We start from the raw sequence: 17,811 nt of genomic DNA, 5'->3' as shown, positions 1-17,811 counted from the left end.
GATCCCTCGTAAAATATTATTAGAATTTATTTTACAGGGGATCACATACCGCTATAATCCAAAGTTATAAGCGTTGTATTTACTGGCTTAGCGGATAATAAAATCGAGGAAGGGATGTTACAGGCACAACAATATTGGCAATGGCAATTTTGCGAACAGCATAATGTGTTGATACTCGACATGGGTGACATGCAATTCGCTACGCCTTTTAAACGTCGCCAGTTAACGGATGAAGCCTTTTCCAATCCAAACTTTAATCTCCAAGACGCCGACTTTTATCAGCAAGTCTGCCAATATTTAAGCACATTCTCCATTTGGACAAATGCGCAGATTTGCCAGATTGCGCTCAATGCAACAGCGGTTAAACACTACCTCAAACCTATGCTCGCCAAGAGTTGGTTTTTCAACAGCTACACAGGCACTGCACCAAACCAAGAAGCAATTGTGCAATTGACGTCCAAAGCGCAAAGTGGACAATTTCTCATTGTTGATTGCGACCAATCTGCTAGCGTCTGTTTATGTTTAGAACCTCAGTTTGCTTTGGATGACAATTTGTCGCTGATGCAATTTGAAGTTATTAAGGTTTTAAACGACAGAATCGAACCTCTTTTCTATGCTCAAGGGCAACAAAAGCGCGCCTAACACTAAGGGGCTGTGATACAATCGCGTAGAATTTACGAGATAGGAAAGTCACATTGCAATTTGTCGCTCTTACATCCATTGGCATTGAACAACTGCTACAACAAGAACTCACTGATTTAGGCGCTGAAGTAAATAAACAACGCGTTGGCGCGGTGGAGTTTTCGGCCGATAGTTTAACCGCGCAAAAAATATGCTTGTGCTCTCGTCTAGCAACCCGCGTTATGATGGTGTTGCAACAAGGTAGTGAAATCGAAGATAAAGAAGCGTTATATCGTTTCGCGCGCTTCCAACCTTGGCAAGATTTCTTCGGCCCGGATCAATCGTTTGCTGTTGAATTTAACGGCACCAATCGTCTTTTGAAAAATTCACAATTTGGTGGCCTAGTCATCAAAGATGCGGTGTGTGACTACTTTAATGATTTGTATGAGCGTCGCCCGAACGTCAGTAAAGAAACTCCTGATGTGCGCATTATTGCCAAGCTCAATCGAGACAAATTAACCCTATACATCGATTATTCAGGACCGCGATTGTCACAACGTGGTTATCGTGCTGCACAAGGTAAAGCACCACTCAAAGAGCATCTAGCAGCCGCATTAGTGATGCGAAGTGGTTGGTTAGAGGACATGTCAAAGCCGCTGTTCGACCCAACGTGTGGTTCGGGTACCCTGTTGATTGAAGCTGCGCTAATTGCCCAGAAGCGCGCACCGGGCCTTACCCGTGATAACTTCGCCTTCGAACGTTTACCAAGTTTCCGTGTCGCCAAATTCAAAGAGTTAAAACAAGCAATCAAGGATGAGGTTAATGAAGACGTCAAACCTTGGTTGATTGGCCATGACATCAACACACGTGTTATTGAAAAGGCACAGGAAAATGCGCGCAGTGCGGGTGTTGATGGGCTTATCGAGTTCAGTGCAGGCGATCTGGCTAACATGAAAGCGCCGGCGAAACGCCCAGGTGTTTTACTGGCAAACTTACCTTATGGCGAACGTCTAGGTTCAATGGCGGAAATTGTCTCCTTGTATCGCCAACTTGGTCATCAACTTAAACAACACTTTGTGCATTGGCGCGCTGCGTTATTGATCAGCGAACCAGATATGTTGAAGTTGTTCAAGCTTGTTAAGAAGAAGCAATACAAATTCAAAAACGGTCCGTTGGATACAGTGCTCGCGCTATACGACATTACCGAACAGCAGACCCAAGGTCAGAGCGACTCAAAGACGCCATTACACTTTGAGCAATCTACCGCGTTTGCCAATCGCCTTAAGAAGAATGGCCAAGCGCTGAAAAAGTGGCTTAAAAGCGACGAAATTAGTGCCTACCGCATTTATGATGCGGACATTCCTGAGTACAACGTAGCTGTAGATGTCTACGGCGACAGTGCCGTCATCTATGAATATGCGGCACCTAAGAATATCGACCCTGCAGTGGCGCAAAAGCGCCTTCAAGATGTATTGATGTTGACCTGTGAAACCTTAGAGATACCGCCGGCTAAAGTTGCCCTCAAAGAGCGTCGTAAGCAAAAAGGGGATAGCCAGTACCAAAGCCAAGGCTCTCAAGGTAAAACCCAAGTTGTTCATGAATATGGCGCCCAATTTGAAGTGAACTTATTCGACTATCTTGATACCGGTATTTTCCTTGATCATCGTTTGGCGCGTAAGCGTGTTCGCGAGATGAGCCAAGGTCAGCGTGTTCTTAACTTGTTTGCTTACACAGGTACTGCATCGGTTCAAGCTGCGCTAGGTGGTGCAAAGTCGGTAACCACGGTGGACATGTCAAAAACCTATCTACAATGGGCACAACGTAACTTCGCACTGAACAAACTCAAAAGCCCGCGTTATCGCTTTGAGCAAGGTGATTGTATTGAGTGGTTAAAGCGTACTCGCGGCGAATATGATGTCATATTTTTAGACCCGCCGACATTTTCGAACTCAAAGCGCATGCGTGAGAGTTTTGATGTACAGCGTGACCACGTAGCCTTAATTCAGCATGCTGTGAAGCTACTATCAAAGCAGGGCACGTTATTGTTCTCGAACAATAAACGGGGATTCAAAATGGATATTGATGCGTTGGAACTAAGCGGTTTAGTATGCGAAAACATTACTGAGCAGACTTTGTCACCAGATTTCGCCCGCAATAAACAAATTCATAATGCTTGGATAATCCGCCGTGGCTAAGGTGGTGTTGTATCACACAGATGGTTGTCATCTGTGTGAACAGGCTTATGAATTGTTGTCGGCTCATGAACTTGTCGATAGCATAGAGCAAAGAGACATAATTAATGATGCTGCTTGGTTAGAGGCGTATCAAATACGTATTCCAGTGTTGGCTCTAGCACAATCTTCACAGTCAGTTGATTTAGGCTGGCCTTTTGATTATCAATCAGTTACAAAATTTTTGAAGCAGTATGGATCTAATTAGAATTACAAATGGCCAACTCGCATTTGGTACTCATCCTCTTCTAGACGGTGCTCACGCCGTTATTGAACACGGCGAACGTGTGTGTGTAGTTGGCAGAAACGGTGCTGGTAAATCAACGTTTCTAAAAGTACTCAGTGGTGATGTTATTCTCGACGATGGTGACATCAACCAAGTCAATGAATTGAAAATTGCCCGCCTTGAACAGGACCCGCCACGTAATAGCGAAGGAACTGTATTTGACTATGTTGCCGACGGTCTGCCCACGCTTGCGCGCTTGTTAAAAGAATTCCATGCGTTAAATCTTTCATTGGCTGAAAATGCCAGTGATGAAAAATCGCTGAACCGACTCGCGAATTTATCAGCAGACATCGAAGCACACGATGGCTGGCGTTTTGAGTCAAAAATTAAACTTGTGTTAGGGCAACTGCAACTAGAAGCAGATTCGTTATTAAGCACTTTATCCGGTGGTTGGTTACGTAAAGTCGCGCTTGCTAAGGCTCTCGTTGGTGAACCTGATTTATTGCTACTCGATGAGCCGACTAACCACTTAGATGTAGCATCGGTACAGTGGTTAGAACAATTCCTTAAAGAATTCAAAGGCGCCATAGTTTTTATTTCGCACGACCGTGCATTCATCCGTTCACTGGCTACTCGCATCCTAGATTTAGACCGAGGTCAGCTTGTTTCGTACCCAGGTGATTACGCGACTTATTTGGAACGTAAAGCCCACGATTTGAAAGTTGAAGAGCAACAAAACGCAGAGTTTGACAAAAAGCTGGCTGAAGAAGAAACCTGGATCCGCCAAGGCATTAAAGCGCGCCGTACTCGTAACGAAGGTCGCGTCAGAGCGCTTAAGTCTTTACGTCAAGAGCGTAAGCAGCGTATTGAACAAGTTGGTAAAGTTGATCTTAACATTGAAACTGCAGCGCGTTCAGGGAAGTTGGTTGCTGAAGCTAAACACCTTAGTCATGCTTTTGGCGATAAGGTCATCGTCGATGATTTCTCGACTTTGTTAATGCGCGGCGACCGTGTCGGTTTAGTCGGCCCTAATGGTGTCGGTAAAACCACTTTGTTGAAATTGTTATTCGGCCAACTAAATCCAGATAGCGGTAAGCTAAAGCAGGGTGTAAACCTTGAAATTGCCTATTTCGATCAATATCGTGCCAAGCTCGACGAAGAGGCAAGCGTTCAAGACAACGTTGCTGATGGTAAACAAGAAGTGCAAATTGGTGGCCGCAGTCGTCATGTACTCGGATATTTACAAGATTTCTTATTTCCGCCTAAGCGCGCTCGTACACCGGTGAAAGCACTCTCAGGTGGTGAGAAAAACCGTCTGTTATTGGCGAAGATATTCTTGAAACCCTCTAACGTGTTGGTACTAGACGAACCAACAAACGACTTGGATATTGAAACGCTCGAATTACTTGAAGAGATCGTAAACCAGTATCAAGGTACTGTGTTGATCGTTAGCCATGACCGTGAGTTTATTGACAACACCTGTTCAAGCGTCTGGGGCTTTGACGGCAATGGCAAAATTACCGAAGTGATCGGCGGTTACAGCGATTATGAAGACTATCGCCAACAATTGTTGGCACAAAAAGTAAAAGAAGCAGCACCCAAGCCTGTGGTTGAAGTTACTAAGCCGGCTAAAACAAAATCCTCCAACAAGTTATCTTACAAAGACAAACGTGAACTTGAACAACTCCCAGGTTTAGTTGAAGAGTTAGAAGAAGCTATTGACACCTTGCAGCAAGAAGTAAATAGTAGTGACTTTTTTAAGCAAGATAATGAATTTACGTCTGCTAAGTTGAACCAATTGGCAGAGCTTGAGTCGAAGCTTGAAGCTGCGTTCACCCGCTGGGAAGAACTCGAAGAATTACAAAATCAGTAGTAGGGAAGAAGATGAAAAAATCCTTAGTTGCATTAAGTATTGCTGCTGGCATGAGCGCCGGAGCGAATGCTGCGGTATATCAGCTAGAAGAGCTAAGTACACTCGATACAGCGAAACATCATTACATCACAGACGTAAACAATAACGGTGACGTAATTGGTCAAGCGCGTGGTATTTATAACCTCCCAATCGACGTGAGCTACATTGATTTTACAGAAAATACGATCAAAAACGCGTATGAAAACTGGGAAACTAGATATTTCGAGCAAATCAATAAAGACATTACCTTTACACTGGACGACATTGCCGCAGGCAATATCAATGCAGATGCGTTGACCTTTATGCTGGCATTTTTGTCTGACCGAAACGGTGATGGGAAGTGGCAGAAGCTGGCAGATATCGTCGCGGTAGACTTCACCCCAAGTCCAGCGATTGAAGTGACCTTGACCGATGTTGTGTCAAGCGAATTCGACGGCCTTACTCGCAGCGTCAATGCGTTGTATAACGCCATTAGTGAAGATGGTGTGCGTGTTGGCTCAGCGTCAGCACCTTATAGCAAAGTAGAATTTACGCCAGAGGGCGAAGAGGAAGCAGAATCCTTCTTCATCCGTGAATATCGTTCTCGCGGTGTGGTTGTGTCTAACACCGGAGTGGTGACAACATTACCTGTAATTGACGATACATATGGTGGCGAAGGAACAGCGACAGATGTCGTGATGCGCCCAGATGGCGGTTATTACGTGGTTGGTAGTAGCTCAATTGGCGTCACTACCGATGGCCAAGATAATTACGATGAAAACTGCGATGGTCTAGACGAGCCTGTTGAAGTGTGCGTTTGGCGTTATGAAAACGCTGCGTCTTCTAATTTACTGAGCAGCTTGTATAACCGCCGTGCAGTGCAATGGACACTCGACGCTAACCTCAATGTTGTGGAAACCAAAGAACTAGGTCTTGGTCTAGTGCGAGAAGAAGACGAAGATAACGCCTTCGTATCGGTGGCTCTTGCCGTAAACGCAGATGGTGTATCGGTAGGCTATTCTCATGTTCGTCGTTACAACAATGAGAATTCAATTCTTACCATGCCTGTGGCGTTTAAAGATGGTGAAGTGATTGAACTATTGAATCAAGAAGACGATTGGCGTGCTGGTAAAGCGTTGGCAATTACCGATGAAGGTATAATCGTTGGTTACGGTACTAAAATAATTGAAGGTCGCACGACGACTAAATTCTTCTATCACGATTTAAATACAGGGACGACTGCGTTCCCAACAGACTACTTCTCGAGCTCAAGTTCTGTGGCGCGTGATGTTAATGCGAATGGACTCGTCGTTGGCGAAGGTGAAGTTGATGTTGTGAGTTCTTCTAGCCGTCGCCGTGAAGCTTTCCTCTATAGCATTGGTGATGATGCCGTTGCGAATATCAACGACCTATTACCTTGTTACGATACCGACGGTGAGAGCGATTACCCTTATAACTTCTCAGAAGCAACAGCGGTTGATGATGACGGTACCATCTATGGTGTAGCAACTAAAACAGTTCAGAAGTTGAATGCACGTGGTGAAGTTGAAGTTGACGATTCAGGTAAGACATTATTCGAAAGTGTTGCCATGCCTGTTATGTTAACTCGTATTGCCGGTGGGGAAGTTGAGGAGTGTCCACCCGCTGCAGCAGGTACATACGAGCGTCAAAGTGGCTCATTCGGATGGCTAGCATTGTTGGCTTTACCATTACTTGCGCTAAGACGAAGATTTATTCGTTAATCATGCGTTAGGATATATAAAAGCCCTGCTATTGCAGGGCTTTTTTGTGCTCTATAAAAAGTGGTAGCTCATAACAACCCGCTAAGAACTACCGAGTATTGTTTTTACTTAGAAGTAAGCACGGATACCGAGACGGAAGTTTCTACCAGGTAATGGCGCTTGATCTTTGATAAATGATGTATGCACAAAGCCTAATTCATCACCTAAGTTTTGTGCTTGAACATATGCTACGCCATCAAACGAACCCAACGTGAAGTTGTAATTAACTTTAAAATCTACAAGTGTGTAGCTATCTGTCGTTGTTTCGTACGCAGAAATGTTGTCTTGCTCAAGGTAGTGAGTTGCAATTAAAGCAAGATCCCAATTGTTGCGAGTATAGCTTAGTTGGCTACCAAGTTTTGCAGCTGGTATACGAGGTAAGTACCCATCATTTTTTAATTTGGCTATCACTGAGTCAGCAAAACCTTTTATTTCCCAGTTAGTTGAAAGAGCATAGTGCATGTCTAGCTCGAAGCCATACAGCTCTGCGTCAGCACTTTGATAGTGGTACACGGCCATGGCGTCTTCATCCGCAACGCTTTGATCAATGAAACCCATTTCATGCTCAAAAGCTAGACCAGTGTTTTCTTGGTAATAAAAGTTTTCTACGTCATTGTAAAATAGACTCAAGTTGAAGCCAAAGTCACCGACATATTTGCGCCAGCTAAAGTCGATATTAGTCGCCGTTTCTTGCTTGATGTCTTCTGGTTCGAAATGGGCTTCACCTTCTTCAATGTGATAACCTAAACCTAACTCATAAGTACCGGTAGCAATATGCACGCCGTTAGACAATAGCTCACCTGTGAGTGGTGAACGCTCAGAATGAGATACACTTAATGCCACAGAGTGGCCCTCATTGTAATCCCAAATGCCACCGAGTGAGACACTGATATTGGTATCGTCATATTCATAATGAATAGTTTCATCATGCAGCTCTTCACCTAGGTGATCATCATGCTCTTCTTCATGGTCATGATGCATTTCAGCTATATCACTGCTTAGTTGGTAGTCTTCAACACGACCGCCGATTTCAAGAGTAAATGCTCCGAACTCACGCTCTTCTAGCAAATAAAGGGCATGAACTTTTGTATCCGTTGCTGGTGTGAAAGCTTCTTCACCATCTGCACGATAGTCACTGCTGCTAAAATGATAGCCTAACGTACCATGCCAATTACCAAGACGATGTTTCGCATTAACACGAACTTCTCGCGCCGTGTTTGAAAATACGGTGCCGATTTCCCCATCTTCAATCTCAGCGTGTTGATAATCTGTATAGCCAGCCCGCATAGTCAGGGTTTCGAGGATACTGTCATGGAATGAATAGCTAGCTAATGCTTGCCATCTGTCTTGCTCCATACGAGCAAATACAGACTCTTCTTCATGTGCTAGGGCATCTTCTTCGTGCTCTAGGTGGTCTTCTTCGTGCTCGTGCTCGTGCTCATCACCATGGTCATGATGGCCATGACCATGCGCTGGAATGCCATAATCACTCTCAATACGTCCAAATGACAAACCCAAAGTCCAGTGATCAGCTACGTAGCTACTACCAATATTGACAGCGCCACTGTTGATGAAGGTATTCTCAACTGAATCGAGTGCCTCAGCTTCATCTTCCTCATGTTCTTGAAAATAGTAGGTAGGTGTCTGGTAATCTTTGCCTACACGGTCAGTTCCATCAACATGCACGTTAAAACCGTCATGTCCAGCGGCAAACTTACCCGCATAGGTGTTGGTATTGGACACAGTGTCGTGGGAATATTCGCCCGTACCTTCGTAACCGACGATTACATCTGTAGGAATGCGGCTATCAACTACATTTACGACACCGCCAATCGCGCCTGAGCCATAGAGTAGGGTTGCTGGACCACGAAGCACTTCGATTTGCTCTGCAGCAATTGATTCCGTGCTCACCGCGTGGTCAGGGCCAACACGAGATGCATCTGCACTGTCCAAACCATTTTGAGTGATTTTTACTCGAGGACCATCAAGACCTCGGATGATAGGGCTCGAAGACACCGGGCCGAAATAACTTGCGTTAATGCCTGGCAGACCTTTGAGTGTTTCTCCCAGCGTAGGTTGTGCACGATCACGCAAATCATCACCGCTCAACACTGATACTGGCGATACCATATCTAAGTTATTTTTGTCTAAACCAGACGCATAGACAACAACCGTTTCGATAGAAGATTCATTCAACGTTATACGTAATTGTTCATCGCCTGAGCCAACTTCAATACGCTTATCAACATAATTCTCTTTGCTGAAATGAAGTTGTCCACTTTGGTCTACCTCAATGGTAAATTGACCATTTTTATCTGTACGAATACTTTGCTTTTTACCGTGGTAATGCACAGCGACACCAGCTAAAGGCTGATTGTTATCATCCGCAACAACACCTGTAATTGTGCCAGCAAACGCAGAAGGAGAGCCCAGAAGTGCGGCTACAGAAAGAGAGAGCAGAGTTGGTTTTGACATTGAGATACTTCCGTTAACTAACAATGGTGATACTATAACATTGTAAAAAAGCAAAAAACAATGATGTTATATTATAACTTATTTAAAAAACTTACCTGAGCAATTTTGACTATACTCAACAGTGGAAGTTAAAAATAAAAGATAGTAGCCATGAGCGATAAAGGACGAGTTTTTAAAGCGCACTTTACCATTATCGACAACGTGCATCATTGCCATTTACATGAACACTTCACTACTGCGCGCAGAGAGACTGAATCCCTGCAACATTTCATATTAAGGTTATTGGGATTTTGTCTATTCGCGTACAGGCATGATCTAGTGTTGTGCGAGTCAAAGACCAAGCCTCAACTCGATATCTTTGCCTCCACCTTGTATGACGATTATGAACTGGTAATTGAAGTTTTTAATGACAATATCGATGAACTTACAAAAATTCGTAACCAAAGTAGGGTGCTTTACGTCATAACAACCACACCTTTGGATGCTGAATTAGCGCGTTGGTTGGCATTACATAACAGTGTAGAAGTCATTGTTGTGCAAAGCGAAGCAGTTGCTGAGCTTGAGCGAGTTTTATCGCGTTCTATGCATTGGGATGTGTGTGTAGACAGTGACGAAATAGCGATTACCGCGAACGATACGTTTATTCGTTCACCTATTACAATCCATTGGCCTTAATCGGTTTCTAGAATAATATCGCCTTGAGGCATGCTACAACAAAGCAGTATTTCACCGTCCCTGACGAAGGCTAAAGGTTCATGAGTGTAACGGACTTCGCCTTGTTTAAGCGTCGCGCGACAGGCTCCGCAAAAGCCTTCACGGCATTGATAGGCAGGATGTTCCCCTTGTAATTCTAAATTGCGCAGCAGTGAACCGTTGCTCTGATCAAAGCAATGTTCTTTGCCGTTGTAGATAATTTTAGTTTGGTGTTTAGACACAGGAGATTACTAAGTGAAGGGAAAGGGGTCCCATAAGGGACCCATGACAGATTTATAGGTCAAAGTCGCCAAAATCATTGGCATCAACTTGGGAATCAATCTGGCCAACAAGATATGAGCTGATTTCAGCTTCCTGCGGTGCTACCTGAACGTTGTCAGAAACAAGCCAAGAGTTGATCCATGGGATTGGGTTACTCTGAGCTTCGAACTGAGTCGGTAGGCCAACGGCCGCCATACGTACATTAGTAATGTATTCAACATATTGGCACAAGATATCTTTGTTAAGACCGATCATCGAACCATCTTTGAACAAATACGCAGCCCACTCTTTTTCTTGCTGTGCAGCATCAACAAACATTTGAATAGCTTGTTCTCGACACTCAGCGGCAATTTCCGCCATTTGAGGGTCGTCTTTACCTTCTTGCATGATGTTGAGAATGTGTTGAGTACCGGATAGGTGCAATGCTTCGTCACGCGCGATAAGCTTGATAATTTTCGCATTGCCTTCCATTAACTCACGCTCAGCAAACGCAAATGAGCAGGCGAAAGATACGTAGAATCGGATAGCTTCTAAGATGTTCACCGACATAATGGCTAGGTACAAACGTTTCTTCAATTCATGTAAAGAAACATCAATAACTTCGCCATTTACTGTGTGTTGGCCTTCACCGTACAGGTTATAAAGTGATGTAAGGTGAATCAAATCGTCATAGTAACGAGTAACTTCATCAGCACGTTCATTAATGCGATCGTTGGTTACGATGTCATCAAAAATCACTTCAGGTGATTGGGTAACGTTACGGATAATGTGCGTGTATGAACGGCTATGAATTGTTTCACTGAACGCCCATGTTTCAATCCACGTCTCTAACTCTGGTAGCGATACAATTGGCAGTAGAGCGACGTTGGGTGAGCGACCTTGAACACTATCAAGAAGCGTTTGGTATTTTAGATTGCTTAAAAAGATATGGCGTTCGTGCTCAGGCAAAGACTGAAAATCAACACGGTCTTTACTTACGTCTACTTCTTCTGGGCGCCAGAAGAAAGACAATTGCTTTTCTATTAACTTTTCAAAAATAGGGTATTTTTGTTGGTCATAGCGCGATACGTTCACCGTTTGCCCGAAAAACATCGGTTCTTTTAATTGGTCGTTACGATTACGGCTAAAAGTGGTGTATGACATAGTCGTGGGATCTCGATTCAAAGTACTTAATACAGAGCGAAGCGGCTTCAAAGCCGCTCACTGTTGTTATTATATTTTACAAGCGCCGCCTTCACAGCCGTCATCTGCTTGCGGTGTGAGTTCGTCTTGGACATCGGAAGCACCATCACGGGTGTTGTGATAGTACAGCGTTTTCACACCAAGTTTGTATGCTGTTAGTAAGTCTTTTAACAACAGCTTCATTGGTACTTTACCGCCTTCGAACTTATTTGGATCATAATTGGTGTTCGCAGAGATAGTTTGGTCAACAAATTTCTGCATGATACCAACAAGCTGTAGGTAACCATCATTTGATGGAATATCCCAAAGTAATTCGTACTGATCTTTCAGTGCTTCATATTCTGGAACTACTTGCTTCAAGATACCGTCTTTCGATGCTTTCACACTGATATGCCCACGCGGTGGCTCGATACCGTTAGTCGCATTCGAAATTTGCGATGAGGTTTCTGAAGGCATCAACGCAGATAACGTCGAGTTACGCATACCGTGCGCAACGATACTTTCTCTTAACGCATCCCAATCAAGGTGAAGAGGCTCATCACATACGCTATCAAGATCTTTCTTGTAGGTATCAATAGGCATGATACCTTTCGCATAAGTGGTTTCATCAAATTTAGGACAAGCGCCTTTTTCTTTCGCCAATTCGTTTGATGCTTTCATCAGGTAATACTGAATTGCTTCGAACGTCTTGTGGGTCAGCCCATTTGCACTGCCATCAGAGTAACGCTTACCATTTTTCGCAAGATAGTAGGCAAAGTTGATAACGCCTACACCCAGTGTACGACGACCCATAGTTGCATTGAATGCAGCAGGTACTGGGTACTCTTGGTAATCAAGCAGGTTATCCAGTGCGCGTACGGCGAGCTCCGCAAGTTCTTCTAGTTCATCTAGCGACTCGATAGCACCTAAGTTAAATGCCGACAGTGTACACAAGGCAATTTCACCTTCTTCGTCATTAACATGGCTAAGAGGCTTAGTCGGTAGTGCGATTTCTAGGCAAAGGTTAGATTGGCGAATCGGTGCAACTTTGGCGTCGAACGGGCTGTGAGTATTACAGTGGTCAACGTTTTGCAGATAGATACGGCCAGTACTCGCACGCTCCTGTAAGAACATAGAGAACAACTCGATAGCTTTTATGCGCTTCTTGCGAATTGACTCATCCTGCTCGTACTTAACGTACAGTTCTTCAAACTTCTCTTGGTCTTCAAAAAACGCATCGTATAAACCAGGGACGTCAGATGGACTGAATAAGGTAATAAAGCCATCTTTAATAAGACGTGTGTACATGAGTTTGTTGAACTGTACGCCGTAATCTAGGTGGCGAACACGGTTATCTTCCACGCCTCGGTTGTTTTTAAGAACTAATAGGTTCTCAACTTCCAAGTGCCACAATGGGTAGAATAGGGTCGCAGCACCGCCACGTACACCGCCTTGTGAACAGCTTTTTACTGCTGTTTGGAAGTGCTTATAAAATGGGATACAGCCAGTGTGGTACGCTTCACCATTGCGAATCGGGCTGCCTAATGCACGGATACGACCTGCGTTAATACCGATACCAGCACGTTGCGATACGTATTTTACAATCGCTGAAGAAGTAGCGTTAATTGAATCTAGGCTATCGGCACATTCAATCAATACACACGAGCTGAACTGACGTGTTGGTGTACGTACACCTGACATAATCGGTGTAGGCAATGAAATCTTAAACAGAGACACAGCATCATAAAAACGCTTGATGTAATCAAGGCGAGTCTCTTTTGGATAGTCAGAAAACAGGCTAGCAGCAACTAACATATAAAGAAACTGGGCGCTTTCATAGATATCACCTGTTACACGGTTTTGAACTAGATATTTACCTTCTAGTTGCTTCACCGCTGCATAGCTGAAATTTAAATCGCGAGCGTGATCAATGAACGTGTCCATTTGTTCAAATTCAGACTGCGTGTAATCAGCGAGTAGGTGTTGGTCATAACGCTTATCTTCAACAAGCTTAACAACATGATCAAACAGTTTAGGTGGCTCGAATTGACCATATGCTTTTTTACGTAAGTGGAAAATAGCAAGGCGTGCAGCCAAGTACTGATAGTCAGGAGTATCTTTTGAGATCAAATCAGCGGCAGATTTGATAATCGTTTCATGAATGTCTTCCGTGCGGATCCCGTCATAAAACTGGATGTGAGACTTCAATTCAACCTGTGATACTGAGACATTGTTTAGACCTTCAGCAGCCCAAGCAATAACACGGTGGATCTTATCCAGATCCAACGCTTCCTTTCGTCCGTCACGTTTGCTAACAGATAACTGTTGATTCATTGTCGTAGCCCATAATTATAATTAGTTGTCATAGCGCACAGCTGTCAAAGTGTAACTTTCAGCTCTGTTTGAGGTAACAAGAGCAGGGGGCGTATAAACTCTCACTGCAACGTACCTCGAGTCATAAATGAATATGACTGTTTAACATTTAAACACTAGATATGGTGTTTTAAACTTTGTGACTCACAAGATAGTGGGGTCTGAAACCTTTTGCAAGCGCTGATCACATGAGCAATCTGTGGATAACTAGCGTCTGTTAGTGGTCCTTAACCTTATAGCATTTTTAATGCTGTCAATTGCTGAAAATCAACGTCAAAAAATACAAATTTAATGATTTTTTACTGTGATGATTGAATGATTTTTTTATCATCAATTAGCACATGATTCACACAACTGAAATTCTCGCAAGCACTATATCTGGTGTTTAAATTTTAACTAAACACCAGATATAGTGTAAGAGGTGTTTGCGCAAACACCAAATATTGATTTTTGCTTAGTGACTAAGCAAGCTTTTCAAAATGCAGAATGTAGTTAACGCTTAGATCTTGACCGAGCGTGTATTGCTTGGTGATTGGGTTGTAGCTTAGGCCAGCACTATTTCGTACTTTGAGCCCCGCTTGCTCAGCCCATTGAATTAACGTTGAAGGGCGAATGAATTTACTGTGGTCGTGAGTCCCTTCTGGCACGAGTTTAAGGAGCTTTTCAGCACCTAGAATCGCATAAAGGTAGGCTTTGGTCGTTTTGTTTAATGTTGAGAAGTACACATTCGCGCCTGGTTTTGCCAGTGCCGCAGCACTTGCAATGATCGATTGAGGATCGGGCACGTGCTCAAGCATTTCCATACAAGTAACAACATCAAAGCGTTCTGGATTTTGCTCTGCGTATTGCTCCGCAGTGATTTGTTGATAATCTACTTTTACTCCAGTTTCTAAACTATGGAGTTTCGCAACATTTAATGGCTCGCGTCCCATATCGATGCCAGTTACCTGTGCTCCTAACTTCGCCATGCTCTCTGCTAAGATACCCCCACCGCAGCCTATATCGAGCGTTTCTTTATCTGCTAAGCCGTGTGCGTAGCGGGCGATGAAGTCTAATCGCAAGGGGTTAATTTCGTGCAAGGGTTTGAACTCTCCGTCCATGTCCCACCAGCGCTCTGCTATGGCTTCAAATTTAGCGATTTCAGCACTGTCTACATTTTGATGTTCGGTCATATAAAACTTCCTCGTGTTTCTCAGGCCATTATACGGGGGGATTTTATGAAATCGCAAAAATTTAGCGCCTGTAAAAACAAAAATTATGTGATAGCATGGTTCGAGATAATAACGACAATGGGTCTGTAGGGCTAACTAGGCAAGAAGCTTGGTGATTTAACCCGCAGGCGCTAATAAGAAGGAAAGTGATATCAATGACTGATCTCGCCAATGAAGTCCTTCCGGTTAATATTGAAGATGAGTTAAAGAACTCCTACCTTGATTATGCGATGAGTGTAATCGTAGGACGTGCGCTACCCGATGTACGTGACGGCTTGAAGCCTGTTCACCGTCGTGTATTGTTCGCGATGAATGAACTCCGCAATGACTGGAACAAACCATATAAAAAATCAGCACGTGTTGTTGGTGATGTAATCGGTAAGTACCACCCCCATGGTGACAGCGCAGTTTACGATACAATTGTTCGTATGGCGCAGCCGTTTTCACTACGTTATATGTTGGTGGATGGCCAAGGTAACTTTGGTTCGGTAGATGGTGACTCAGCTGCTGCGATGCGTTACACCGAAGTGCGCATGTCTAAGCTCTCCCAAGAGCTACTAGCCGATTTAGAAAAAGAAACGGTTGATTATGTGCCTAACTATGATGGCACAGAGCAAATCCCTGATGTATTACCTACAAAAGTACCTAACTTACTCGTAAACGGTTCGTCTGGTATTGCAGTAGGTATGGCAACAAACATTCCTCCGCACAACTTGAATGAAGTTATCAATGGTTGTTTGGCGCTTATTCAAGAGCCTGAGACAACGATTGAAGAGCTAATGGATTACATTCCAGGCCCTGACTTCCCAACTGCCGCAATCATCAACGGTAAAAAAGGCATCGAGCAAGCGTATAAAACAGGCCGTGGAAAAATCTACATCCGTGCGCGCGCTGAAATCGAAGTCGACGAAAAAACCAGTCGTGAAACCATCATAGTTCACGAAATTCCATATCAAGTTAACAAAGCACGTCTGATTGAAAAGATTGCTGAACTTGTTAAAGACAAAAAGATTGAAGGCATTAGCGCACTTCGTGACGAATCCGATAAAGACGGTATGCGTATCGTTATCGAGATCAAACGTGGCGAAGTAGGTGAAGTTGTACTTAACAACTTGTATGCACAAACGCAGATGCAAACAGTGTTTGGTATCAATATGGTTGCCCTAGACGGCAATCAGCCGAAGTGTTTCAACCTTAAAGAAATGCTTGAAGCGTTTATCTTACACCGTCGTGAAGTAGTTACACGCCGCACTGTGTTTGATCTTCGCAAGGCACGCGAGCGTGCGCATACGCTTGAAGGCTTAGCAATCGCGCTTGCCAATATTGACCCTATCATTGAACTGATCCGCAAATCGCCAACACCAGCAGAAGCGAAGGCTGGCTTGGTTGCTCGCCCATGGGAATTGGGTAATGTAAAAGCAATGTTGGAGAAGGCAGGGGACAATGCTGCTCGTCCAGATTGGCTTGCTGATGACCTAGGTATTCGTGATGGTCAGTACTATTTATCAGAGCAACAAGCTCAAGCAATCCTTGAACTTCGCCTGCACAAACTAACAGGCTTAGAGCACGAGAAGATCCTTGACGAGTATCAAGAACTACTTGAACTAATCGCTGAACTACTACATATCTTGGGTTCGCCAGAGCGCTTGATGGAAGTTATCCGCGATGAGTTAGTTACTATCAAAGAAACTTATGGTGATGAGCGTCGTACAGAAATCAGTGCTGCTGCACACGATATCAGCCTAGAAGATTTGATCACTGAAGAAGACGTTGTAGTAACGCTTTCTCACGAAGGTTATGTGAAATATCAACCGCTTAGCGACTACGAAGCACAGCGTCGCGGTGGTAAAGGTAAGTCCGCAACGAAGATGAAAGATGAAGACTTTATCGAACGTCTACTTGTTGCCAATACCCACGATACGATTTTGTGCTTCTCAACAGCAGGCCGTTTGTACTGGTTGAAAGTTTATCAATTGCCACTAGCGAGCCGAGCTGCGCGCGGTAAGCCAATTGTGAATTTATTGCCACTTGAAGCAGATGAGCGTATTACCGCTATCTTGCCTGTACGTGATTACGAAGAAGACAAGTATGTATTCATGGCAACCGCACACGGTATTGTTAAGAAGACACCACTTGTTGATTACTCTCGTCAGCGTGCCAGTGGCATCATCGCAGTTAACCTAAAAGATGGTGACAGCCTGATTGGTGTAGATATCACAGACGGTTCTAACGAAGTAATGCTGTTTACCGACGCGGGTAAGGTTGTGCGTTTCAGTGAAGAACATGTTCGTTCCATGGGCCGCACGGCTACCGGTGTTCGTGGTATTAAGATGCCGGACGACGTGTCAGTTGTATCACTGATTGTGCCTCACACTGATGGCGCAGTCCTGACGGTTACAGAAAACGGCTACGGTAAACGTACTGAACTTGCTGAATACCCAACTAAAGGTCGTGCGACTCAAGGTGTGGTATCAATCAAAGTGAGTGAACGAAACGGCCGCGTTGTCGGTGCAGTACAAGTCGATGATAACGACGAAATCATGATTATTTCAAACCGTGGCACGCTGGTACGTACACGTGTAAATGAAGTGTCTATGGTTGGTCGTAACACCCAAGGTGTTATTTTGATTCGTACAGTTGACGGCGAACAGGTAGTTGGTTTACAACGTATCGAAGAGATCGACGAAGATGAATTTCCTGTAGAGCAATCGGATGAAGCAGCAGTTGGCGAGCAAGCGCCAGAGGTTGTTGCAGATGACCCCGAGCAAGATGCAGAATAATCATTTTTAAAGCGGCTTTGGCCGCTTTTTTTATCCCTTATATAAAATTAATTCAATTCAAATAATGCGCATACGCGCGTATTGTT

General features: G+C 44.1%; 12 protein-coding genes. 7 read left to right on the top strand and 5 right to left on the bottom strand.

Going from position 1 to position 17,811, the window contains the following annotated elements; genetic code table 11:
- Positions 1-114 precede the first annotated feature (114 nt).
- From V1358_RS01635 to V1358_RS01615, 5 genes are read left to right on the top strand one after another with little or no spacing between them, the layout of a single operon-like run.
- Positions 115-642, top strand: a complete 528-nt coding sequence (locus V1358_RS01635) for a cell division protein ZapC domain-containing protein (protein WP_347392379.1) — start codon at positions 115-117, stop codon at positions 640-642.
- A gap of 53 nt (positions 643-695) precedes the next feature.
- Positions 696-2,816, top strand: a complete 2,121-nt coding sequence (gene rlmKL / locus V1358_RS01630; RefSeq protein ID WP_347392378.1) for a bifunctional 23S rRNA (guanine(2069)-N(7))-methyltransferase RlmK/23S rRNA (guanine(2445)-N(2))-methyltransferase RlmL — start codon at positions 696-698, stop codon at positions 2,814-2,816.
- Positions 2,809-3,060 carry a glutaredoxin family protein gene (locus tag V1358_RS01625; RefSeq protein ID WP_347392377.1) on the top strand — a complete coding sequence of 84 codons (252 nt, stop codon included), beginning with the start codon at positions 2,809-2,811 and terminating at the stop codon, positions 3,058-3,060. The genes rlmKL and V1358_RS01625 overlap by 8 nt, the downstream gene beginning before the upstream one ends.
- Positions 3,047-4,951, top strand: coding sequence for an ATP-binding cassette ATPase Uup (gene uup, locus V1358_RS01620; protein ID WP_347392376.1), 1,905 nt, complete (start codon positions 3,047-3,049; stop codon positions 4,949-4,951). The genes V1358_RS01625 and uup overlap by 14 nt, the downstream gene beginning before the upstream one ends.
- Positions 4,952-4,962: 11 nt before the next feature.
- Positions 4,963-6,711: a DUF3466 family protein gene (locus tag V1358_RS01615; protein ID WP_347392375.1), complete on the top strand. Its 1,749-nt coding sequence runs from the start codon at positions 4,963-4,965 to the stop codon at positions 6,709-6,711.
- Between the two features lie 108 nt (positions 6,712-6,819).
- Here the strand turns inward: V1358_RS01615 and V1358_RS01610 are convergent, their stop codons facing one another.
- On the bottom strand, positions 6,820-9,225 hold the full coding sequence (locus V1358_RS01610) for a TonB-dependent receptor (RefSeq protein WP_347392374.1): 2,406 nt from the start codon (positions 9,223-9,225) through the stop codon (positions 6,820-6,822).
- 150 nt (positions 9,226-9,375) lie between these two features.
- Here V1358_RS01610 and V1358_RS01605 point away from each other — a divergent pair, with 150 nt between their 5' ends.
- Entirely contained in the window at positions 9,376-9,900 is a 525-nt protein-coding gene (locus tag V1358_RS01605; protein ID WP_347392373.1) for a YaeQ family protein, read from the top strand.
- Here V1358_RS01605 and yfaE read toward each other — a convergent pair.
- The 4 genes from yfaE to ubiG all read right to left on the bottom strand — a co-directional run bounded on the left by yfaE (position 9,897) and on the right by ubiG (position 14,906).
- Entirely contained in the window at positions 9,897-10,160 is a 264-nt protein-coding gene (yfaE, locus tag V1358_RS01600) for a class I ribonucleotide reductase maintenance protein YfaE (protein WP_347389290.1), read from the bottom strand. The genes V1358_RS01605 and yfaE overlap by 4 nt on opposite strands.
- 52 nt (positions 10,161-10,212) lie before the next feature.
- Complete coding sequence (nrdB, locus tag V1358_RS01595) at positions 10,213-11,343, bottom strand: class Ia ribonucleoside-diphosphate reductase subunit beta (protein WP_347392689.1); 1,131 nt, start codon at positions 11,341-11,343, stop codon at positions 10,213-10,215.
- A gap of 69 nt (positions 11,344-11,412) precedes the next feature.
- Positions 11,413-13,695 (bottom strand): class 1a ribonucleoside-diphosphate reductase subunit alpha, encoded by a 2,283-nt coding sequence (nrdA, locus tag V1358_RS01590; RefSeq protein ID WP_347392372.1) that lies wholly within the window; start codon positions 13,693-13,695, stop codon positions 11,413-11,415.
- A gap of 500 nt (positions 13,696-14,195) precedes the next feature.
- Positions 14,196-14,906, bottom strand: a complete 711-nt coding sequence (ubiG, locus tag V1358_RS01585; protein WP_347389292.1) for a bifunctional 2-polyprenyl-6-hydroxyphenol methylase/3-demethylubiquinol 3-O-methyltransferase UbiG — start codon at positions 14,904-14,906, stop codon at positions 14,196-14,198.
- Positions 14,907-15,100: 194 nt separating this feature from the next.
- On the opposite strand from ubiG, the gene gyrA reads away from it, so the two are divergent.
- Positions 15,101-17,725 (top strand): DNA topoisomerase (ATP-hydrolyzing) subunit A, encoded by a 2,625-nt coding sequence (gene gyrA, locus V1358_RS01580; protein ID WP_347392371.1) that lies wholly within the window; start codon positions 15,101-15,103, stop codon positions 17,723-17,725.
- Positions 17,726-17,811 lie beyond the last annotated feature (86 nt).

It is taken from the genome of Pseudoalteromonas pernae, from assembly GCF_039831865.1.
Classification (GTDB): Bacteria; Pseudomonadota; Gammaproteobacteria; order Enterobacterales; family Alteromonadaceae; genus Pseudoalteromonas; species Pseudoalteromonas pernae.
This window is presented reverse-complemented; position numbering and strand designations above follow the sequence as displayed.